General features: G+C 55.1%; 16 protein-coding genes and 1 pseudogene. 9 read left to right on the top strand and 8 right to left on the bottom strand.

Going from position 1 to position 21,417, the window contains the following annotated elements; translation table 11 throughout:
* The first annotated feature begins 51 nt into the window (after positions 1–51).
* From I6F16_RS23475 to I6F16_RS23490, 4 genes are all read left to right on the top strand, one after another.
* Complete coding sequence (locus tag I6F16_RS23475; protein ID WP_225174014.1) at positions 52–666, top strand: hypothetical protein; 615 nt, start codon at positions 52–54, stop codon at positions 664–666.
* Between the two features lie 262 nt (positions 667–928).
* Entirely contained in the window at positions 929–3,184 is a 2,256-nt protein-coding gene (locus I6F16_RS23480; RefSeq protein WP_225174015.1) for a polysaccharide biosynthesis tyrosine autokinase, read from the top strand.
* A 37-nt stretch (positions 3,185–3,221) separates the two neighbouring features.
* On the top strand, positions 3,222–3,941 hold the full coding sequence (locus I6F16_RS23485; protein ID WP_225174016.1) for a hypothetical protein: 720 nt from the start codon (positions 3,222–3,224) through the stop codon (positions 3,939–3,941).
* Entirely contained in the window at positions 3,938–4,345 is a 408-nt protein-coding gene (locus I6F16_RS23490; protein ID WP_141697671.1) for a hypothetical protein, read from the top strand. Before I6F16_RS23485 ends, I6F16_RS23490 begins: the two co-directional genes overlap by 4 nt.
* 15 nt (positions 4,346–4,360) lie before the next feature.
* On the opposite strand, the gene I6F16_RS23495 is transcribed toward I6F16_RS23490, so the two are convergent.
* From I6F16_RS23495 to I6F16_RS23520, 6 genes are all read right to left on the bottom strand, one after another.
* Entirely contained in the window at positions 4,361–5,407 is a 1,047-nt protein-coding gene (locus I6F16_RS23495; RefSeq protein ID WP_225174017.1) for a glycosyltransferase family 2 protein, read from the bottom strand.
* Positions 5,408–5,488: 81 nt separating this feature from the next.
* The gene (locus I6F16_RS23500; protein WP_225174018.1) at positions 5,489–6,538 is read right to left on the bottom strand and encodes a glycosyltransferase family 2 protein; all 1,050 of its coding nucleotides are present in this window, start codon (positions 6,536–6,538) and stop codon (positions 5,489–5,491) included.
* A gap of 122 nt (positions 6,539–6,660) precedes the next feature.
* Positions 6,661–8,103, bottom strand: a complete 1,443-nt coding sequence (locus I6F16_RS23505; protein WP_036011231.1) for an oligosaccharide flippase family protein — start codon at positions 8,101–8,103, stop codon at positions 6,661–6,663.
* Between the two features lie 268 nt (positions 8,104–8,371).
* Positions 8,372–9,679, bottom strand: a complete 1,308-nt coding sequence (locus I6F16_RS23510; protein WP_225174019.1) for a hypothetical protein — start codon at positions 9,677–9,679, stop codon at positions 8,372–8,374.
* A 74-nt stretch (positions 9,680–9,753) separates the two neighbouring features.
* On the bottom strand, positions 9,754–10,926 hold the full coding sequence (locus I6F16_RS23515; RefSeq protein WP_225174020.1) for a glycosyltransferase: 1,173 nt from the start codon (positions 10,924–10,926) through the stop codon (positions 9,754–9,756).
* Positions 10,927–10,944: 18 nt separating this feature from the next.
* Positions 10,945–12,006, bottom strand: coding sequence for a glycosyltransferase (locus tag I6F16_RS23520; protein ID WP_074448108.1), 1,062 nt, complete (start codon positions 12,004–12,006; stop codon positions 10,945–10,947).
* Positions 12,007–12,328: 322 nt separating this feature from the next.
* Here I6F16_RS23520 and I6F16_RS23525 point away from each other — a divergent pair, with 322 nt between their 5' ends.
* On the top strand, positions 12,329–13,579 hold the full coding sequence (locus tag I6F16_RS23525; RefSeq protein WP_074448109.1) for a glycoside hydrolase family 16 protein: 1,251 nt from the start codon (positions 12,329–12,331) through the stop codon (positions 13,577–13,579).
* A 41-nt stretch (positions 13,580–13,620) separates the two neighbouring features.
* Here the strand turns inward: I6F16_RS23525 and I6F16_RS23530 are convergent, their stop codons facing one another.
* Entirely contained in the window at positions 13,621–15,120 is a 1,500-nt protein-coding gene (locus I6F16_RS23530) for an undecaprenyl-phosphate glucose phosphotransferase (RefSeq protein WP_225174021.1), read from the bottom strand.
* A 251-nt stretch (positions 15,121–15,371) separates the two neighbouring features.
* Between I6F16_RS23530 and I6F16_RS23535 the strand changes: the two genes are divergently transcribed.
* The 4 genes from I6F16_RS23535 to I6F16_RS23550 all read left to right on the top strand — a co-directional run bounded on the left by I6F16_RS23535 (position 15,372) and on the right by I6F16_RS23550 (position 20,366).
* Positions 15,372–16,373, top strand: coding sequence for an ABC transporter substrate-binding protein (locus tag I6F16_RS23535; RefSeq protein WP_225174022.1), 1,002 nt, complete (start codon positions 15,372–15,374; stop codon positions 16,371–16,373).
* A gap of 774 nt (positions 16,374–17,147) precedes the next feature.
* Positions 17,148–18,122: a GDP-L-fucose synthase gene (locus tag I6F16_RS23540; protein ID WP_225174023.1), complete on the top strand. Its 975-nt coding sequence runs from the start codon at positions 17,148–17,150 to the stop codon at positions 18,120–18,122.
* A 32-nt stretch (positions 18,123–18,154) separates the two neighbouring features.
* Entirely contained in the window at positions 18,155–19,351 is a 1,197-nt protein-coding gene (locus I6F16_RS23545) for a glycosyltransferase family 4 protein (protein ID WP_225174024.1), read from the top strand.
* A gap of 25 nt (positions 19,352–19,376) precedes the next feature.
* Positions 19,377–20,366 (top strand): NAD-dependent epimerase/dehydratase family protein, encoded by a 990-nt coding sequence (locus I6F16_RS23550; RefSeq protein ID WP_036011210.1) that lies wholly within the window; start codon positions 19,377–19,379, stop codon positions 20,364–20,366.
* A 225-nt stretch (positions 20,367–20,591) separates the two neighbouring features.
* Here I6F16_RS23550 and I6F16_RS23555 read toward each other — a convergent pair.
* A pseudogene (locus I6F16_RS23555) lies at positions 20,592–21,145 on the bottom strand (GDP-mannose 4,6-dehydratase); the annotation flags it as partial.
* Positions 21,146–21,417 lie beyond the last annotated feature (272 nt).

Below are 21,417 nucleotides of genomic sequence, written 5' to 3' on the forward strand. Positions count from 1 at the left end.
GCCCGGGCCGAGGAAGCAGATCGGGGCAGCTGATTTTTTGGAGGTTGTTTTATGAGCGTTATCAGAAACGCGCTTCGCATGGCTGCCGCCGCGGCGCTCGCCGCCACGATCACATCGGCCGCCAACGCCGCCATTTACCCGCCGCAGCGCCAGCTGCCGGCCACCGTCATTTCCGACTTCAAAGCTGCCCCGAACAGCCTCTTGCAGCAATATCCGACTGGTGGCCCGCAGATGATCTCGCGCGTGCGCGACCTCGGAGCGTCCGATCCGACCACGGTGCCCGGCCTGATCGCCCTTCTGAAGGATCCCGTGACCACCACCGACCAGATGCGCGCGATCGTCGCCGGCCTCGCCCAGGTCGCCCGCATGGCCGCGCAGCAGGACCAAGCCTACGCCAACGAGATCCAGGCTGCGATCGCCAGCACCGGCAACCCCGACGTGATCGCCGCCTATCAGGCCGCGACCGGCGACGTCGCGATCGCCGCGACCGGTGGCGGCGCTGGCGGCGGCACCGGCGCAGGCGGCCCCACGGGCAACGGCTTCCCCACGGGCGGCGGTGGTGGTGGAGTCGTCGTGTTTGGTAACAACACCAACGCCAACAACCCGCCCAACACCGGCAGCGGCGGCGTCGGCAGCGCCGCTAACAGCGTCAGCCCAGTGCGCTGACCGAAACCAGCCCGCGCGGCCGGCTATGATATTTCTCGGTAGCGGCGCCAGCAGGCGCCGCTTTGCTTTTGTGCCGTTAAGGTTCATGCAAAAAGTCGCGCAACCCGTGCTGCGCAGTGCATCCACCGCGTTCAATTGCAGGCACGCCTGTGCTAGTGTTGTGCAGCGCGGCTTTTGGCATCGGGTTTGCGCCGGACGCCCTCTGGCTTTGGCCACCATTGATCCCAAGAACACACATCGATCCATTTTCAGGAATTGCTAGATGTTGCAGGTGAACAAGCCGCCCTCGGAGATCAACCGTGATTTCGCCGAGGCTGACGGCTCTCCGTCGCAGACGCTGACTTTCTATCTCGACATTGTCAGGCGCCAGTTCCCGACCATCGTCGCGATCGTCTCGGCCTGCGTGATCCTGGCGCTGCTCTATCTCTTCACCGCCGCGCCGCTGTTCACCTCCACGGCCTCGATGGTCATCGACACCCGCAAGGTGCAGCTGTTTCAGCAGCAATCGATGCTCGGCGATGTTGCGATCGATTCCGCGACGGTAGAAACCCAAGTTGAAATTCTTAAATCCGAGAACATCAGCCTCGCCGTAATTCGCGACCTGCACCTTACGGAAGATCCGGAGTTCACCGGCAGCGGCGCTGGCTTGCTCGGGGCCATCATGAGCTCGGTCACGGGCCTGTTCTCCTCGGCCAGCGCACCATCGGAATTCGAGCTGAGGCGCAAGGCGCTGGAGCGGTTCGCCAGCAACCGCACCATCAGGCGGCTTGGCCTCACCTATGTGATGGAGATCAGCTTTACTTCGCGTGATCCGCAAAAGGCCGAGCGCATCGCGAACGCTATCGCCGACGCCTACATCGTTGATCAGCTCGAGGCGAAATATCAGGCCACTCGTCGCGCCAGCGTCTGGCTCCAGGACCGGATTAAGGAATTGCGGACGCAAGCCTCAGTCGCTCAGAAGGCGGTGGTGGATTTCAAGATCGCCAACAACATTGTCGATAGCGGCGGGCGCCTGATGAACGAGCAGCAACTCGCGGAGGTCAACAGTCAGTTGGTTATGGCGCATGCGGCGACGGCTGAGGCTAAGGCGCGTCTCGACCGCATGAATGACATCGTTAAGCAAGGAATTCCGGATGCTAACGTCGGCGACGCGCTAAAGAACGACACTATCGTCAAGCTGCGGGGGCAATACGTCGACATGGCATCGAAGGAATCGATCTGGGCCATGAAATATGGCGCGGATCACTTGGCTGCAGTCAATCTTCGCCGACAGATGGCAGAAATCAAGAAAAACATTCAAGACGAGCTCAAGCGTATCCAAGAATCCTACAAGAGTGACTACGATATTGCGCAGACTCGCGAGGATGCAATCAAGTCGAGTCTCGCCAGCGTCGTTTCGGAATCGCAGCTCACGAACCAGGCGCAGATCCAGTTGCGCGAGCTCGAGAGCAACGCTCAGTCGTACCAGGCGATGTACGACAACTTCCTACAGCGCTATATGGAATCAGTGCAGCAGCAATCCTTTCCTATAACGGAAGCACGTATCATCAGCGCGGCGACGCCGCCACTGGCGAAGAGCTCTCCAAAGTCCTCAATCATTCTTATTGCGGCACTGGTGGCAGGCCTGGTGCTCGGCTTCGGCGCTGCGATAGCGCGCGAGATCACTGACAATGTGTTCCGAACCACGCGGCAGGTGGAGGAAACGCTTGGTACGAGTTGCATTGCAATGCTCCCGGCCCTTCGCAACGCTGCGCTACTCTCGAGCGTCCCATATAAGTTCGCTAGAAAGACAGATGATCCGCAGTCTGACCTGTTGCGCTACGTCGTGGACAATCCCTTGTCCCGCTTCTCTGAAGCCATACGCTCCCTCAAGGTGGCAGTGGACTTTAATTCTATCGTGCGCGAGAATCGCATACTGGCGGTGACTTCCACACTGCCGAATGAAGGGAAGAGCACTCTTTCTACAAATCTCGCGCAGCTTATGGCGCATGGGGGTGCCCGAGTTATCTTGATCGATGCGGATCTTCGCAATCCGTCGCTGTCGCGTGAGTTGGTGCCGGACGCGCGAGCGGGACTGGTCGATGTTGTAGCGCAGCGGGAGCAACTCGAAAATGTCTTAGTAATCGACCCGGAAACCAAGCTCGCGATTCTACCAGCCGGCGCAACTTCGAAGTTGCTCCATACCAATGAAGTCTTAGGTTCTAAGCCAATGCGCGAGCTCATGGGCTTTCTGCGCTCGAAGTTTGATTATGTGGTACTCGACATGCCGCCAATGGCGCCTGTTGTCGACGCGCGCGTCACCTCCCCCTATGTCGATGGTTATATTTACGTGGTCGAGTGGGGGAAGACGAACAAGAACGTCGTGCTCCATAACCTGCGAAACGCACCAGAGGTCAAGAATAAGCTTCTCGGCGTGGTGTTGAACAAGGCTGATACCAAGCTGCTCGCTCGCTACGAGTCTTATCAAGGACGCTACTACTACCAGAAGTACTACGCTCGGTACGGGTATGGCGAGTAGCGGTCGATACGTCACGCAAGTTGGCGTCCGCGGGGCCTTGCTGCTGCTCGGCTTTGCCGGTTCGCTTTGGTCGTTCTTCGCTTTCCCGTCCTTCTGGCGAGCAGTTCCTGCCCGCAGTGTGATTGAGTCGATCATCGCTGGGCAGCACTTCAAACCAGGGGTTCTAACCAGTGTATTGGTTAATATTGATCGCGACGCTAGACAGACCCTGAATCACCCTGCTCTTGAACGCGCGGAAGCACTTATCAAGCTTCGTATCGCGGAGAAGACAATACAATCACAAAGCCTGGAAGAATCTGAAAGAGAGCTGACGGCTGCCGAGCAGAAGATGAAACTCTCGCTCTGCCTTAACCCTTCCGACGCTTATCTGTGGCTCATGCTCTATTGGGGTAGCAACCTTCAGAACGGTTTTGAGAAGAGGAGCCTGGCCTACCTCCACCAATCATATGATTTGGCTGCGACGGAGGGCTGGATTGCACTACGGCGCAACAAGCTGGCTCTAGCTATTTTCGCGCAATTGAATGAATCATTGCAGGAAAAGGTAGTGTCGGAATTTGCGGCGCTGGTCAATAGCGGCTTCACGGACAGCGCCTCGGCCAACATAGCAACCGTGGGCTGGGCCCACAGGGATCGGCTGCTGGCAAGCCTTTCGCAGGTCGATATCAACTCGCGCGAGACATTTGCCAGAGCGCTTGCCTACGACGGGATCAGCGTGAGTGTGCCGGGCGTCGAAATCAGCGGATTTTCGCGGCGATGACTTTCAATCTCAGTTTGAGAATTGCAGCTTGTATCTTCACTGTTGCGCTTATCATTGCCACGGAAAAACGTGAGGTTCTTGCTCAGACAAGCGGCTCAACCACGCCCAGGTTGACGATGCAGGGCGGTGCCGATCCATCCAACTCACCGATCGCTCGCGATGCACTCGGTCGGCCCTGTTTGAATGTCGAAGCTGCAGCGCGAGCGCATATTGTCAATTCGAGTCTCATCGATCACGTCGTCAGCGTGAAGAACAACTGTTCCAGGACGATCAAGATCAAGGTCTGTTACACCAACTCAGAGCGGTGCACGGATGCAGTTCTCGGCAGCTATGGTAGATCCGACGTGATTTTGGGGACGATGACGGGAGTAAAGATATTTCGATATTCGATTTTGCAGAAATAGCCTGTCAGGCGAGCATTAGGCCGATCGAATAAGCTCCTGAAGCCATCGTGGGCGGGAAAGCGGAGCAAACCTCCAAGAGACGAGATTACGAGCGAACGATCTCGGCAGCAGCGCAACCGAAAAAAGCCAGAGAACCATCCCGACCTGCCTGGCTGCGCTCAATCCCTGAGCCCTTACGCCGGATCTTATCCCATCGGCCAGACATCTGCCGATGCTATCCTTGGCAATCGGATGTTGATCGGGGCCGAGCCGCAGTGACGCCACTCGCATCGCCAAGTTGTAGAAGCCAAACCTCCATCGATTTGAATCCAGTGGGACGCCATACTTGTGAGCAATTCTCGTTGCGTATTCGCAGCGTGTGAGATGTCTCTTGAGGTCACGTCTGATCCTTGACAGATCAAGATCAGTTTGAGCGCCGTCATTCGCACCGTGAACCCGATACGAGACCAGCGGCATGCTAAGGCTAATGACGTCGCCCAGAAACGGAGCTGTAGAGAGGAAATAGCTATCCACCCATCTATCAACGCCTTCTTCCAGTGGGAACAGCCTTGCTAGAAATTTTCGAGACAGAAGATTCCCTGAATTGGGCGGCGTAGGGTAAGAATCTGTTTGCGAGGCCCAATGACGAATCCGATCTGGCGTCGTGCTTGCTAGGTATTTTGGAAAACCAATTCCGAGAGCATTTCCATCTTTGTCGATGACCCTCATTTGGCATTGGATCATTGACCAACCCGGCGTCATGATCTTGGCAGCTTCTTGAGCTATTGACGGATCCAGCAGATCATCCGAATCAAGAAATATGATCCAATCGCCGGAGCTGCACAGGAATCCTTCTTCGGCGGCCCGCGCCTGACCTCTATTGGGGCGCAGGAGAACCTTCACCTCGTCTTCGGCAAACTGCTTAATGATTTCGGGAGAGTCGTCGGTCGAGCCATCATCGACAACTATGACTTCTACGCGAGGCCAATCTATAGCAAGGGCGCTGCGAATTGCGCTCGCTACAAATTGAGCATAGTTGTAGTTGCAGATGATTACCGAAAGCTGCGCACTATCCTTTGACATAGCATCCTGCCCGGCATCAGTAATTCCGAATTGACCGTTGCGCTAGCCTCTTCTTGGTCGATGTTTCGCCGAAGGCCGGCGCTAAGCGGCCTGCATTAATCGGCGCAATAGGTTTGGTCTCGATGATGGGACAAACCGCCAAGAGACGATACGACGTGCAAGAGGTTTGGGAAATAAGGCAACAGCAACAAGCCATATGAAAATTCCAATATGCCGAAATAGAGTTAATCCTTGTGGCGTAATTAACGCAAGAACTGCGTCCCTAAGGCACTTTGCAATTGTATCGTTCGGTATTGGATGATCTGATGGATCTAGTCGCAGAGACGTCAGCCTCATGGCCAAATTGTAGAACCCGTAACGCCATCGATCCGCTGCGATCACTACCCCAAACTTTGCAGCCACTCTCGTCGCATAGTTGCACCGAGTGATGTGCCTTTGCAAATCGGTCGCAACCTTCTTCAAGCTGAGAGTTGTCGACTGAGCTCCCAAATTTCTGCCGTGGATTCTGTATGAGGCGAGCGGCTTACGTACTGTAAGCACGTCCCCCAAGATTGGTGCAGTAGAAAGAAAGTAGCTGTCTGTGGCGCGATCCATGCCTTTCTCTAATGGGAAAATTTTCTCCAAGAAGTCTCGCGCTAAGAAATTTCCTGAATTCGGAGGGGTGGGATAACTGTCAGTATGCGAAACCCAATAGCGAATAAGGTCAGGCGTCACGTCACTCCGGTACTTTGGGAAAATAGTGCCTAAAGAGCGACCGGCTTCATCGATTGTCGACATTTGAAACTGGATCATCGACCAGCCAGGTTTCATCACTCCTACGGCTTCTCGGACGATTGCCGGATGTACTGTATCATCCGCATCGAGGAATAAGATCCAAGCGCCGCGGCTTTCGTTATACGCCCGCTCTGCAGAAGCCGTTTGGCCCTGCTTTGAGCCAAAGATAGCTCGCACTCCGAGCGGAACATACTTTTCGATCACGCGTTGCGAGTTATCGGTGGAGCCATCGTCAATAACGATAACTTCTACATTCGGCCAATCAATCGCAAGGGCGCTAGCGATCGCCTCCCCTACATAATCCGCGTAATTGTAGTTGCAGATGATGACCGTTACGAGCTTGGGTTCAACGCTCATTTAAGCTTGGCTCCCGGCAGCGACATGGCCGATAGCGATCTTAGTCTGCGCTTCATTCCGGGCTCGAAGGCAACTCGAATTTGGTTCAAACATAGGGGCCATTTCGGGTAGAACGCCGGATGCTATTTGGCTCGGACCATCAGGATCGTCCTAGCCAGTTGAAGCGTCGACTTCCTTCCGAATACAGCCAACGATAGGAGATTGGCAAGGAATCCCGCGCAACAGAGCAGGGCTAATACGAGTAGCGGACCGCTTTCCGGTATTTGCGCGCGTGCAGCTTTGACCGCGATGATCATGAGGCATGCAGCGATCGACGATGGCGCAACGTCTGCAACGAACCGAGTGAGCGATATGCCGAAGCGACGGTTCGCGAAGTATTGTAGCAGGAGAAAGTTCAGCACCTCGCTGCTGCACCACGTTGCCAAGGCCCAGGGAATAGAGGGCAAACGAGTCAGGCTAATTGCCAGCGCCATGTAGATGAGAGTAGCAAGGTTTACTGCACTTACAGTCTTTACCTGCCCGCCTACATTCAACAGCGATGTGCAAAATATTCTAGGGCACTGGACGAAAACCAGCAGGCCCAGCCAGAACGCTGGTTCTGCGGCAGGCAACCACTTGGTGCCAAACAGCGCGAGGACAAGTTCAGGTGCAATCAGGCCTATTCCGCAAAAGATCGGAAATAGGGCCAAACATCCTAGCCCCAAAGCCGTCTCGTATGCTTGCAGCATCCTCCGTGCATCTTGTTGCAGATGTGCCATCGTTGGCAGCAGGACTTGGGAAACAGCTGTGGCTGAAATTGCCCAAACCGTATCCACAAGCCTGAAAGCCAAGCTCAAGAATCCAGCTTGCTCGACTCCGAGAAACGTCCCAGCAAAAAATATGAAGGCGCGCTTTGTTAAAAAGTTCGACGCTAGCGAAACTACTGCGCCAAAGCTGTATTCGAGCAGGTCAAAAATTGGCGACAGTTTAGTGGTTAATCGCGGTCGCCAGTCGCTGAACGCGACCAGCGTGATGGTTCCCAGGATCGTCATCGATAAGAATTGGGCAACTAGGGCCCATATCCCAAAATCGAGAAAAGCCGCGAGGATGCCTAGAGTCGCCCCTGCAATGCGGCCCAACAAGCTACGCAGCGCTAAGAGCCTAAAACCGAACTGACGAGCCTGTCGAGCACTCAAGATTGCTGCAGGTGCCGAAAATAGCAATCCTGCGGCCATCATGCGTCCAACTGCTACAATGCGGTGGTCATCGATAAGGAGGGTACAGAATGGGAATGCTGCATAGAGAAGAACAAAAGAGAAGATGCTTATCACGATTGAGAAAGTGAAGGCGCTATTGAAGTGCTCGTCCGTGGCATTGACTTGCCGAACCAGCGCGTCGTGAAAGAACATATTTGTAAAAATGCCGACAACTTCAATAACGGCGAGAGCGATCGAATACACTCCGAAATCGCTCGGACTGAGCAGCTTCGCGAAAATTATCAGTGATAGGAAGGAGACGAGGGCAATACTTCCATTCTCAAGCGCGCTCCATAGGACTGAGCTAATAGCGGCCCGTCGAAGAGACAATTAGAACTCCTATCGCAGCAATCTTCGCAATTCTTCAATATCACGATAGCCGATCAACTAAAGGTTTGCATCTTGTTTTGCGAAATGTAAGTCGCGGCTCTTAGATCAAGGAGGTTAACGTGGACGCTGCCTATGTTGCTGAAGGTGCCAAGACGGTGCGCCGTGACCTCGGACTGTTGGCTTTCGGAGGGAAAATGAGCAGGTGGTGCACTCCTCGATTCCATCGCGGGCCTCAGCTGACTGTGAAATGTGAGACCGCGGCTGCTTCTTAGGAGGCGGTATACGGAGCTCGGCTCGGATCGGGTACGGGAATTTGTCGTTTGACGCTGGTCTTTCTGTCATTTTGAGGAAGCGAGATTAAAGTCAATATCCAGGTCATGAAAACAAAGTCAGGCTTCAGGAGGCTGCCGGCGCTCATCCAGGCATAAAACAGCGCCGCACAGACCTCTCTCCGGAGAGCGCTCGAATAGAGCCGGAGGATGAAGATAATCGAAAAGAAGAAAAAACCGCTGATTCCGTACTCGTAAATCAGCTTGGCCCAAGTGGGATCATTGATCTCATACTTCAGCTGTAGCACAGCTACGGTGCGAAGATAGGTGCCTGCGCCAGCTCCAAGCCAGGTTGATGCTCCATCACCGAGGTTGCGTTCCAACATTTGGAAAGGTGCGACGAAACGCGCGTACCCACTCGATCCAGGAGTTTCAAACTCTGATGTTCGGTCCAACCAAAGGTTTAATACCGGGATCTCGGAGCCGTAAATGAGAACTAAGAATACGAAGAGCAGCCCCAGTACGAACAACGGCAGCTGACGAACACTCGTGGGAAGTAGAAAACCAAAGAGGACGATGAGCAATCCGGAGCCTGAAACCGAAGCGAGCAGGCCTGCTATTAGGATGCAAAGAACAAGCCGTCGCCTTCTAGAGAAGAACTCCAGCATTAGTGCAATGGCGGTCATTACTGATAAAGTAGACGATTCTCGAAGAAAGAATCCGTTCGCTTTGATAATGCCGCCGCCCTCTCGAACGAAAGCATAGTTTCCGGCACCGCGAATTTCTTCCGGCAAAACAAGAGCAATATTCGAAAAGTATGTTGTCCCTCGAAACAGATTAACCAGGACGAGCTGCACGTCTGCGATCACTGCAATGATACAGACGACCAGAATGAACTTAGCTTGAATAACCTTCCCTACCTCCTCGATGCCACTCCTGGATTGTAGGCGCAGACAAAATGGCGCGTAGAGTACAAACAAAAGCGATAAAGACGACCACGATGTGAGACTGTTCGGCGAGAGCATTCGGAAGCAAGCAAGTATTGCCGCGACAAGGAGTAAAAGGAAGGTCTTCGTGCTTATGGTCGCAAATCCTGAGAGGGGCAGATAGGCGGCGAAAAGCAAGTAGCCAATAAAATCGACCGATACAGGAAACTCACCGATGTTGACCGCAATCTGCGAGCAGAACATAATAGATACGATTGAGGCGTTAAGGGCAAAGCCACCAACAATATCTAGTTGGACTTCACGCGCTTCAATCGAACCCCGATTAATCGAGCCATGAGAGGCGGATTGGTTCTCTATCATTGTCAAAGGCAGATGCCGAGCTCGGTTGGAGAATACTAACGTCCGCGATGCTTCGTAGCTTAAGATTGGTCCTTTCAAGCTTTCGCAAAAAAGGCGTCCCTTAAGCGCCGCGTGCCCATTTCCAAGCCATAGCGATTGGAAGCCAGTTCGTGCAGTTTACGTTGGCTGCGGTTCAATCGATCAGTGTTATCGATATTTTCGACGATCCTTGCGCCGAGATCGTCCAAGCTGTCGGCTAGAAACATGCAAGACTGTTCCTCTGCAGTCGTGCCGGCAAGCGCTCCTCGCAGCCCGAATATAGGCAGACCCTGAAACGCATAGTCTAGTACTTTGAGTTTGAAGCCGCCCCCGAGCGTTTCGGCGACAAGGCCGCCGCGAGCGCATTGAAACAATTCTCGAACGTCGTCCACCTGCCCGTGGAACGTCACCATTGAAGCCGTGGAAGAAACGTGCTGCGTCACCTCACGCGGCACTGCGCCCACAACGTCCAGGTGAATATCGCTCTTCTTTAGTTGTGGCCCGACCGTTTTTATTATGCTTTCCAAGTTTCGTTGCTTGGCACGCCATTCGAAGGATCCCAGCAGAAGCAATCTCCTCGGACGAGAGGTGCCAATGGTTATAGAAGGAGTTGATTGGCCCAAATAGACCGGAGGGACGACTTGAACGTTCTTTGCCAACGAGAAATAACCAACGTCAGCATCGGAAATGCAGATGATGGAATCTGCCGCCGAGACTACCGCATTCTCGAGTCTCCGATATTTCTCGGCATCGAGACGCATGGTTGTGCGGACCAGCAAGCCGGTCGCGCTGGCTGCAATCTCGGGGCGAATTTTTCCTTCAGCGTTGTGAGCAATGTAGCAGAGCCGTGCTTTTCCTCGCCTGGCCAGAATTGTTGGAAGGAGCCCGGCCGAGTTAGCGTGATCGACTATTATCCAGTCCCAGTCGCGGGCCAACAGTTCGATAAGTCCCGCTTGCAGATCTGGGGTAGCCAGTTTGAACGCATCTTTTGGAAGGCCGGATAATATGCTCCACGCGTCGGAGCCAAGCGGCGGCGGAAAGTCCACGAACGTAACGCGCTGAGAACCGATTGCCTTCGTAAAATCCGAGGTGCTGTCTCTTCGATTCCCAAGAACGCAAAGCGTTACGTCTTCCATCTTCGCGAGCGCTTTGATCAGGCCAGCAGAGTATAGCGCATCGCCGCTGAAGAGCGGACCCGGTAAGCGGCCGGAGATCCAGAGAATGTTCATTTGTGGTCGGACCCAAGCTTAGGGCGAGGTTGACATGCGGGCAAAGCTAAGAAGCGTGCGAAGATTTGAAAGCGGGTGGGCTCGACTGTAGCGCGCCAGGATCAGGAGTCGCGCTAAACGGTTTGGGAGTGACATCAGTGAGCAGATCCAAACCAAATGCTTCATAGCGGTCCCGTATCCATATGGGCCGTGCCATATTACTAAGATTGCATTCCACCAAAGCTCCATAAGAGGGCGATCTGCGTCTGTCCCATCTTCGCGGTCTAGCTTCCGGGCCATGATTCGGTAGTTCACGAACACCAGTTCATGATCGAGCAAGTCCTTCTGTGGCAGCGGCTTTCCAATCCGGCGTGCGTGTTCGCGCAGCAAGTCAAACTCCTGCTTCCTGATTCGTATGCGCGACGCAAAATCTGGAATGATGTTGATATGCCCAGTGTCGTCGATTCGACTGATGTTGCGATTGTGAAGCCGATATTGGCCAAGTGGCTCGATGATTGTCTCAACCCGTCCATAGAGGGGCGCGATCGTGTTGAGTGCGCCATCGTGGGAAACTGGTGGAGTAAGTGGCATCACTTCTTCCAGAAACGATCGAGAGTAGGCGTTTCCGGACGTGACGGGCCAAGTGTAGGTGCCAAATCGTTCAAAGTATGCAGCGGTCTCAGCCGCGCTTATTGGTCTCGGGAAATTGCAGTAGCGCCGGCCCAGAAATGAGCCATTTTGATCGATCAGATCGAGATCGAATTGAATTTTTGCGACCCCGGGGCTATACATTTTCTCAACTTGCTCGAGGGCATTTGGGTACAGGACGTCATCTGCGTCGAGATAGATGATCAGCATTCCATTCGAGTGGCCGTAGCCAGTGTTTGAAATCGATTTGATACCTTCGTTCGCCTGAAAAATGGGCGTTATCCGGTCTCCATAAGAGCAAATAACCCGGCGGGATCCGTCTGTTGAACCGTCGTCTAAGACGATGATCTCATCAGCGGGTCGCGTCTGGTGAAGAGCGCTCTCAATCGCTTGACCAACGTAGCGCTCATAATTGTAGTTCGTAATTATGATGCTAATTGAAATTCTAGACAATATGACCTCGGTCTACTTTCGTCCGTTGTCGAACCGGATGATTGCGCAGGCTGCGTTGTGCACATCCTTCCTGCAACTCACGCGCCAACCATTGGCGGCTTCGCGACGTAGCTGTCAATGCAAACGCTTGGACAGTTGGGCACGTTAGCATAGTATAGTAAGAACCAGTCGGCAGAGCTAGCTATCGAAGCGTTTCGCTTGTGTCTGGTTGGCCATCGATCGGGGGGCATCTTTGTTAGATTGGGCTAGACGAGCTACCTTCTTTTCTGTCTCGCTTGCATTCTTGGTAAATTCTGCGTCGTCAGCTTTCGGCGGCGGTTGGATGCTCGTGTTTGCGGATGAGTTCGACCGTGACGGTTTGGACCGTACCAAATGGGCCACCAGATACATCTATCAGAACGAGACATTGGATCATTTCAACGACGAGAAGCAACGGTACCGGGACAACAACAACCACATCTTCTCCGCAGGAGTGCTGGATCTGGTGGCGCGGCAAGTCGGCGACGGCTCGTATGAGTCCGGAATGATTCGAAGCCGCCAGACGTTCTACTATGGTTACTTCGAAGCTCGGGTATTTCTGCCAAAGGGACGTGGAATCTGGCCGGCCTTCTGGTTGGTCGGAGATTATGATCGGGATGGGCGGACGTGGCATCCACCGGAAGTTGACATCTTCGAATTTGTGATAAATGGCAAAGATGACACGGAAAAGATGCTGCACTCGGGGCCACAGAAACCAGCTTCAGATACATTCAATTTTGTCGACAACACATTTGAGACTAGGCACGGGGAAATGCGAAGTTCTGCCCCCCTGAATGAAGGGTGGCATGTGGCGGGGTTGGTCTGGGCTCCAACAGAAATTACTTTCTTTTGGGACGGTCGCCCGATTTATAGCCGTCCCTATAGGTGGTTACGCAAAGATGGACATTTAGGACCGCCGGCTCAAGTCGTTCTGAATTTCGCTGTTGGCGGAGGTTGGGCTGGCCGGTATGGAATCGAAGATCGGGCGTTCCCGCAGTCTTTCAAGATTGATTACGTTCGCGTGTGCCAATTCACTAGCTCCGACGAGGGCAAAAGTCGATGCGGCGATAGCGAGTTGACGCCGGACCCAACTCGTTACGGATACTCTTCTGACATTGGAGATATGCAAAAGCCGGTGCTTCTTGCTCCGGACCTGATCCGAGGCGCATCAACAAGCGATAGCCAGGTTCTCACGGAGCCAAATGGACATAGAGAGATACGGCTGCGCCTGCCAATCCAATTTCCGCCTTCCTACCCGACTCAGAATCGAACCCTTCAGGTTTCAATTACGGATCAGTTGACCGGAGCGCGTGAATCGACCGTGACAGCAGCCCTTCACGTAGCTCAAGATAAAGGGTCAAATGGGACGCGGACATTTGATGTTGTTCTTCCGGCGCCCAAGCACCCCGGCACCTTTGTCATAAAAGGGCAGATTGCAGCCGCCTTACAGGAGAACGGATCGCAAGTTGTATATAACGTGCCACTTACGTGTTCGACCGGTATTGTGCAGCCAGTCAAATCTTTAACCTGTGATCTTACTTTACTGAAAAACTAGCGCTCCCGCGAGCATCGTCTTGTTTGCCTGGATGACGTCGATCAGTATGCGGTCGGCTGGCCAAAACTAATTAAAGCAGTTCTCACCAAGATTGAGAGATCTAGCCAAATACTCCAATTATTGATGTACCAAAGGTCATACTCCACTCGCTTCTGCATCAGCTCGAGTGTGCGGGTTTCTCCGCGGTAACCATTAACTTGAGCCCAGCCCGTGATGCCGGGCTTAACGTGGTGGCGAAAGGCGTAATTGCCGATGATCTGCTCATATTCGGTGTTGTGGGCGGCCGCGTGCGGGCGGGGGCCGACCAGCGACATGTCGCCCTTGAGCACGTTGAGGAGCTGCGGTAGCTCGTCGATCGAGGTCTTGCGCAGCCATTTGCCGATTGGCGTGACACGCGGGTCGTTCTTCTGCGCCTGCTGAATCGTCGGGCCGTCCTCGAGCACGCGCATGGTGCGGAATTTGAAGATCTTGAACGTGCGCCCGCCAAAGCCGTGGCGGGTCTGGCGGAAGAACACCGGCCCCTTCGAAGTCAGCTTGATCAGGAGGGCGGTCACCATCATCACCGGCGCGAACACGAAAAGCGCAAAGCTCGCGCCGGCGAGGTCCAGCGCGCGCTTGAGCGCGCGTTCGCGGTAAGTGAGCGGGGCGCGGCGCAGCTCGGCGGTGAAGGTGTTGCTGGTGCCGGAAAGCGGATAGCGCAGGAAACGCGCCGTGTTGGGGTCCGGCACCAGGTGCACCGGCACGGGGAGAATCTTCAGCGCGTCCAGAATGCTGTCGATCGCATGCTGCCGGCTCCAGTTGATCAGCAGGAAGACGTGCTCGATCCGGTGCTCGCGCGCGTAATTGATCAGCTCCTCGAAGCGCGGCGCCAGCGAGGACAGCAGCAGGGGCGAGGCGATCTCCTTGGCCGGGATCTCTATCACGCGCATCAGGCGGTAGCCGTGCTGGCCGAGATCGTCGACCGCGTTGGAAGAGCTGGCAAGGCCGAACTCGGCGATCATGATCGCGCGGCCATTGGCGAAAGCTCCGCTGCGCAAGGCATGCGCGGTCCAGCGCGCCGCCACCGTCTTCCAGGCGAGCAGCAGGAAAAGGCCGACGAGATAGAACGAGATCGTGGCGCCGCGGGAGAAGCCCTCGCTGACCTTCATCGTGAAGGCGATCGCCAAAAGCGCGCCGAACAGGCCGGTCCAGGTCGTCAGCGTCATGCGGAACGTGCGCGGCCGGTCGGTGATTGTTTTGATTTGGTAGCCCTGCTGCACAATAGTGAGAAGGACGAAATTAATGGCAACCAGAATGCTAGCCGCCGCATAGATTTCGGGCTTCCCGACGACACCCGCGGTCGCCAAGAGATAGCCGACCGCGCAGCCAATCCCGCTGACCACGATCAGCGTCGCATCGACTACCATCATCAAGCGTTCAGCAACTACAGGACGTAGCCAGCTAGGTGCAAAGCCTGCAGCTGTGAATCCAGCTGGCTCGACCACGCTAATTTCCGTTCTAGAATCAGGGACGGGTACCGGCCGAGTGGAAAGAATCGTCATCCTGCCAAATCCATTGACGCAAAATTCACTACGCGAACAATCCGTGCTATCAGTCGAAACCGCTGTTACAACAAGGAGAAGGGAAAATTAACCTTACCCGATAAGCTGCATTGTAGCTCATTTCGCGTAGACTGATATGTTAAATTTCGTGACCCGCTAGGAAGTTCTCGTTGCCTCGAACTCAGTACCGAAGTCGCAATCGGCCAAGAGGAAAGCCTTACTTCGCGGTTGGCCTTTCCGTCGCGGCTTTGGTGGGAGCTGTGCTTCTCCTTTGTCGTCCCGATGAGGCCGCCATACGCGCTCCCACAGCTGCCAAGTCCATCACGCTCAAGCTCCTCCTGGACGGGCCATATAGCGCGCGGTTTGCCGGCGAACTCGCGGCATCGACGCAGGGATATTTTTCCTCCCGGATTGAGGTGTCGGCGCAGCCCGAAGACCCTGACTTCGTCCAAAACATTGCACGCCAACACGCCATCGGTGTGACGAGCGGCCAGAATTTCCTGCTGGCAAGCTGGCGTGGCGTTCCCGTAACAGCCTTCGCTGCAAGCTTCCTCGATACCTCCGTGGCGATCTTCACACTCGAAAACTCCGGCTTGCGGAAGCCGACTGATCTGGTCGGAAAACGGGTCGGGTATCGCAGGGCGAGTGAGGGAGACGTCGTTTTTGATGCCATGATGGCGCAGCTCGGGCTTCCTCGAAGCCAGATCGCGAAGATCCCAGACCGCGACAGCTTCGTGGCGCTGAGGGACGGGGAGGTGGATGCGATCATTGCCGCTATCGACGAACAGCCCGATCCCTCCAGCTCGACTTTCGTGAAGCTGAACGTCATCAAACCTCAGGACTACGGCATCCACGTCCCAGGCCAGGTCTATTTCGCGAGCAATGACCTGATTCATGACAAGCCTTCCCTTGTCGCTGATTTCCTTCAGGGCCTGATTCGCGGATGGCAATTTACCTACGCCGACTATGCACGAAGCGTGCCCGTTCTCGCCGGCGCCGGCCCAGCTTGGCTGAATTCCGAGCGGCTCAAGTTCGACCTGCAGCAGCAGCGCCCGCTGGTGGTGCCCATAGGCGGCCGCATCGGCGACTACGACGAAAGTCGCTGGCGGACGCTTCGGGATATCCTCCTCTTCGCCAAGCTTGGCGAGGAGGGGGTGCCCTTGGCCCAGGTGGTTAACTACCAGTTCCTACGGGATGTGTACCGCCGTTCGCCCCCCTTCGCGGCCCCGGGCGCCTGGGGCGAGCACAAATAGAACCAAGAAGCCACACTTGGGCGCCATATCGTTCCGAGACACCCACGGCTGCCTCAGGATCGGTTGCATTTTCGGGGGTGGGCTTGGTAAAGTTCGGTTGACTATTTGGGCTGGTCGCGGAGCGGCCTCACGACAGGGAACGTCGGTTGGCTCGGATCTGAGGAGCGCATTCGGGAATCAAATCCGCAGAGCGCGAGGAGCTTTTTGGGATGTTTAAGACGTTGACGCGAACAGGTCTTTTGGCTGCAACCGTTACCTTCTGCGCAGCGAGCGGAGCGAGCGCCGCAATGCAGATGCCAGCGCCGGCCGCCCTGCTCACAGGCGACAGCCAGGTGACGCCTGTTACATTCTGGGCGCAGCCCTACCCCTACCGGTATGTGCCGCGGCGCCACTGTCCGTTGGTGCGGGTCGAGACGCCCTATGGCTGGTACATGGATCGCGTTTGCGCGCCTGTCGGTCCGGTCCTGCGCCGGGCGTACTAAGATCGAGGTGAACCGAGCGGCGGCTGCCGCCTGTCACCGATCGTTCTCAAGGCAGTCGCGCAATTGATGCGGCTGCCTTGCTCGTTTTTGTTTCATTGTGTGCTGATCATTTGTGCGCGCAGCGCAGGTTCACCATGAATATCTTTGTCGGGCCGGGATAGGCTGTCGCATGGTGAAGATTGTGTTAGCAGTTCGGCGGGGCTGCATCGGCAGCGTGATTGCGTAAAGCGGCTGGTCGCCGGATCTCGCCATGTGGTGCGATCCAGGCGGCCGGGTGCTGATAGAGGATACGATGACAGGGGCTTCAACCTACGATCTCACGGGCAAACGTGTCTTCGTCGCGGGTCACCGCGGCATGGTTGGATCAGCTGTCGTCCGCCGGCTTGCCTCAGAGAATTGCACCGTGCTCACGGCTGACCGGCGTGAGCTGGACCTCACAAAGGAAGAACCCACGCTCAGATGGCTCGAGGCCAATCGCCCGGACGTCGTGGTTCATGCCGCTGCGAAGGTCGGCGGTATCGCAGCCAATAACAATTTCCCCGTCGACTTTCTCTGCGACAACCTTGCGCTGGAATTGAGCGTGATCCGCGCAAGTCACGCGGTGGGTGTGCGGCGCCTGCTGTTCCTCGGTTCGTCCTGCATCTATCCCAAGCACGCCAAGCAGCCGATGGCCGAAAGCGAATTGCTGACCGGGCCGCTAGAGCCCACCAACGAGTGGTACGCAATCGCCAAGATTGCTGGCCTCAAGATGTGTCAGGCGTATCGGCGGCAATTCGGCGACGATTTCATCTCGGTGATGCCGACCAATCTCTACGGCCGTGGCGACAATTATCATCCGGATCATAGTCACGTCCCGGCCGCGTTGATCCGACGCTTCCACGAAGCCAAGCTCGCCAATGCACCCAGCGTTTCGGTGTGGGGCACCGGGACGCCGCTCCGCGAATTCCTCAATGTCGATGATTTTGCGGATGCCTGCGTTTTCCTTCTGAAGCACTACTCAAGCGATCTTCCAATCAATGTCGGTAGTGGAGACGAGTTGTCGATTGCTGACTTTGCGACAACGGTTGCGGACGTTGTGGGCTACAGGGGCAAGCTGGTCTTCGACACGTCTAAACCCGATGGTACGCCACGCAAGCTGCTAGATAGCTCTAGGATTAGAGCGATCGGTTGGCGGCCGAACACCACTCTGGGGTCCGGTCTGGCGGCGACGTACAATGATTTCCTGCAGAGCGGAGGTCGCAGGCTGGATGCGATCGTCAGGTCGTAGGTTATAATTGCTGTTGGGCTGAGGTTTTTAAGTTGACGAAGACTATTCTTTATTTGTCTCCTTATTTTTGGCCGGAAGAGATAGGGTCCGCGCCGTATTGTACCGACCTTGCAAGGTATTTGCAGGGCGCGGGGCATCGGCTGCACACAATAGCTTTTCGACCGCATTATCCCACGGCAGAGAATTTCCGTGCATGGAGCGATGGCAGTCGCGACGAAGAGACGTTTGAAAACATCAAGGTGTCTCGAGTCGGGGTAAGTGAGAGAGGCGTCGGCGGCTTCAAGGAGCGCGTGAAGAACGACATTCGCTTTGTAATTTCAGTTTGTCGGAAAGCATTGCTCGGACGTTTCAGCAGACCGGACGTCGTTATCGCCTACGTCCCGAGTATTTTGACCGTCTTCGCTGCATTATTGGTAAAACTTATGAGTGGCGCACAGGTGCTAACCATCGTTCACGATATCGAAAGTGGGTTAGCGCGGTCACTTGGTATTGCTAAGAACCCTCTGATATTGCGAATGATGGAGCGAGTGGAGAGCTTCGTACTCAATCGGTCGGATCGGGTTGTCGTACTGACCGAAGGAATGAAGTGCGAGCTTGAGAAGATCGGGTGTACGAGCCCGATCGACGTCATTTCTATCTGGGCTTCACCTGCGTCTGAATCGCCCATTCCAGTCCACCCCCTAACATTGATGTATTCCGGAAACTTTGGAAAGAAGCAGAATCTGGATCAGCTTCTACCATTGATCAAACGCCTTTCACTCGAAAGGGCCGACATCAAAGTCGTGATGCAGGGAGACGGCTCAGAAAAAGAACGGATCGTTCGCCTGTTTCAGCAGGCAGGCGTGACTAATACCAGGTTTGCGCCGCTGGTGGATGTGGACAAGTTCGTTCCGAGCTTGCAGGCGGCTGCTCTCCACATGGTGCCACAAGCGCTGGACGTCGCAAACTACGCACTGCCATCCAAGCTTTTCTCAATTATGGCGGCTGGACGACCGTATGTCTGTATAGCGGAGGCCGGAAGTCCGCTTGACGTGCTCACGCAGCGCTCTGGAGCAGGAATTTGCGTTTCGCCGGGAGACGAGGATGGCTTGTTTGAAGCAGTGACCAGCCTTCTCGATAGAAAGGACGAGTTAGAGCGAAAAGGTGAGAACGGCCGCACTTTCGTGTCCGAGTGCATGAACAAACAAACCATTATGAACCAATATCTCGGGTTAATTGGCAAGGCATGACATTTCAGGGAAGCAGGGGCATCTAATGGAGATCGGTGGCAGAATTGCAGTGATATTCGGTGGCCACGGATTCATCGGCTCACATCTTGCTCGTGAGCTTGTGGCTTCAGGCAAATATGTTCGAGTCGTAAGCGCGGATATCGCGCCGCAGCCGAGATTCAGGTCCAAGGGTGTCGAATATATCTTTTGCGATGTGAGGTCGCCAATTCCGGCGGACCTGGCACCTGGGGTTACGGAGATTTACAACCTTGCGGCTGTGCACGTTACTCCGGGCCCGGAGGACTGGGAGTACTACTGGACCAACGTATCCGGCGCCTTGAACGTGACGCAATATGCCCGGCTTGCAAGAGTGAAGACGCTACTTTTTACAAGCTCGATCTCGGTCTATGGACCGAGTGAAGATGAGATCTCAGAATTCTCGGATCCTAACCCCGAGAGTTCGTATGGAAAATCGAAGCTTCTAGCCGAAGGTATTCATCAGAGTTGGCAACTAGAGGAGCCGAGGGACCGAAAGCTGGTGATTGTCCGGCCGGCCGTTGTATTTGGGTTTCAGGAACGAGGGAATTTCACCAGGTTAGCTCGATCACTGGAGAGAAGGGCGTTCTTCTATCCTGGCAGGAGAGACACCAAAAAAGCCTGCGGATACGTTAAAGATTTGGTCGCCTCATTGGAGTTCGCTCGTCGCAGCGAAGAGATGCTCACAATCTACAATTTTGCGTTCGACGAACCGGTGACGACGGAAGGCATTTGCGCGGCCTTTTGCCGGGTGGCCAATTTGCCAGAGCCGAAGTTTACAATTCCGATAAGCCTCATTCTTCTGGGAGGGCTAGCATTTGAACTGCTTTCCAAGCTCGGCTTGAAGACCCCGATCAATCGAGCGCGTGTCCTGAAGCTTTTTAGGTCTACCAATATCGTTCCGAAAAAATTGCAAAGCGACGGATTTGTTCGACAATTTGACCTTGTGGCTGCTCTGCGCGACTGGCGCTCGCAGTCGCCCGTCGGGCGGTTTGAGTAAAAGCCGCGTATCGGCCGCCCCGGACTGTCCAATCCTTGCCAGAAGGGCCGCAGCGCTCTTCTGGCCGTCCCGGCTTTAGAGCGAGCAGTCGAGCCTCGCGCCGCTATCACTCGTGTCGCGGATACTAGTTGGAATAGTCTCTGAATCCGTGCTGCTTGATCAGTTCGTCGCGCTCTGCGGGAATCGCGATCTTCCCTCATCAGAACTGGTCATGCCCCGACTTCGTTTGGCGGAGGCATTGACAGAATCTCGGACAGAAATGCTGCGCGCCCGTAGCAATCACGTCCGGCTTCTCCTGCTGTCGCATTAGCCATTGCATTTCGACGTGGTCACGCGCGTGTCCCGCAATCGCGGAGGGCTTCCAAATTGTCCTGATGAGCCGTTCCTGCAGGCCCAAATGGATGCGCGCCGAGGCACGCGTGATTCTTTCCGAGTGACGAATGTCTCGCCGCGGACGGGAGATTCATTGTCAAAGAGGATGCCGTTGAAGGCGTAAATCCCATAGGCTTCGCGGCAATTGACGTGATCCAGTAGCTCAGAGCTTGGTGACCGGGTACGGCGAGCGCGGAGGCGTTGGCCTCTTTTGCGGAATCTCCTGGACAAGACGATACAGTTCAGATGTTGCGTTTGGCGGAACGCTGGATTCAGCTCGTGAGGATCTAGATGAGGTGATCGATACGGCGCTGTGTTGAAGAGAGAGACGGCGCCTTGATCCCGTGGACTTTCTACCTCTTTGGCAGGAGCAATTCAGCGAAACAGGCGCCGTCTTGGCCCGTCACGCCAGTAACTAATCCACGTTCTTGTCATGAACAGTCTCTATTCGCCGCCATTCGTAGTCGGAAATGAAGTCCGTCCGAAAACTTCAATCTTAAATTAACAGTGGTTGGTTTCAGTTGGGCCAGAAACGTCGCGCTAACTTAACTTGACTCAAGTAGGCCGTCCTTTCCTCTTCTGAAGCAAGCAGGCGAACTCCAAGGTAAGCCTCGGTCATGGGGAGAAAGGAGGGCTAGTGCTCGCGCCAGCTGCGGCCAGATTGTGCCGAACGTTGTGT

The organism is Bradyrhizobium sp. IC4060 (assembly GCF_020193715.1).
GTDB classification, from domain to species: domain Bacteria; phylum Pseudomonadota; class Alphaproteobacteria; order Rhizobiales; family Xanthobacteraceae; genus Bradyrhizobium; species Bradyrhizobium yuanmingense.

What these genes read in the sequence shown, in the direction of transcription:
- I6F16_RS23475 (WP_225174014.1), top strand. Translation starts at nt 52, where the DNA reads ATGAGCGTTATCAGAAACGCGCTTCGCATGGCTGCCGCCGCGGCGCTC.
- I6F16_RS23480 (WP_225174015.1), top strand. Translation starts at nt 929, where the DNA reads ATGTTGCAGGTGAACAAGCCGCCCTCGGAGATCAACCGTGATTTCGCC.
- I6F16_RS23490 (WP_141697671.1), top strand. Translation starts at nt 3,938, where the DNA reads ATGACTTTCAATCTCAGTTTGAGAATTGCAGCTTGTATCTTCACTGTT.
- I6F16_RS23495 (WP_225174017.1), bottom strand. Translation starts at nt 5,407, where the DNA reads ATGTCAAAGGATAGTGCGCAGCTTTCGGTAATCATCTGCAACTACAAC.
- I6F16_RS23500 (WP_225174018.1), bottom strand. Translation starts at nt 6,538, where the DNA reads ATGAGCGTTGAACCCAAGCTCGTAACGGTCATCATCTGCAACTACAAT.
- I6F16_RS23510 (WP_225174019.1), bottom strand. Translation starts at nt 9,679, where the DNA reads ATGATAGAGAACCAATCCGCCTCTCATGGCTCGATTAATCGGGGTTCG.
- I6F16_RS23515 (WP_225174020.1), bottom strand. Translation starts at nt 10,926, where the DNA reads ATGAACATTCTCTGGATCTCCGGCCGCTTACCGGGTCCGCTCTTCAGC.
- I6F16_RS23525 (WP_074448109.1), top strand. Translation starts at nt 12,329, where the DNA reads ATGCTCGTGTTTGCGGATGAGTTCGACCGTGACGGTTTGGACCGTACC.
- I6F16_RS23530 (WP_225174021.1), bottom strand. Translation starts at nt 15,120, where the DNA reads ATGACGATTCTTTCCACTCGGCCGGTACCCGTCCCTGATTCTAGAACG.
- I6F16_RS23540 (WP_225174023.1), top strand. Translation starts at nt 17,148, where the DNA reads ATGACAGGGGCTTCAACCTACGATCTCACGGGCAAACGTGTCTTCGTC.
- I6F16_RS23550 (WP_036011210.1), top strand. Translation starts at nt 19,377, where the DNA reads ATGGAGATCGGTGGCAGAATTGCAGTGATATTCGGTGGCCACGGATTC.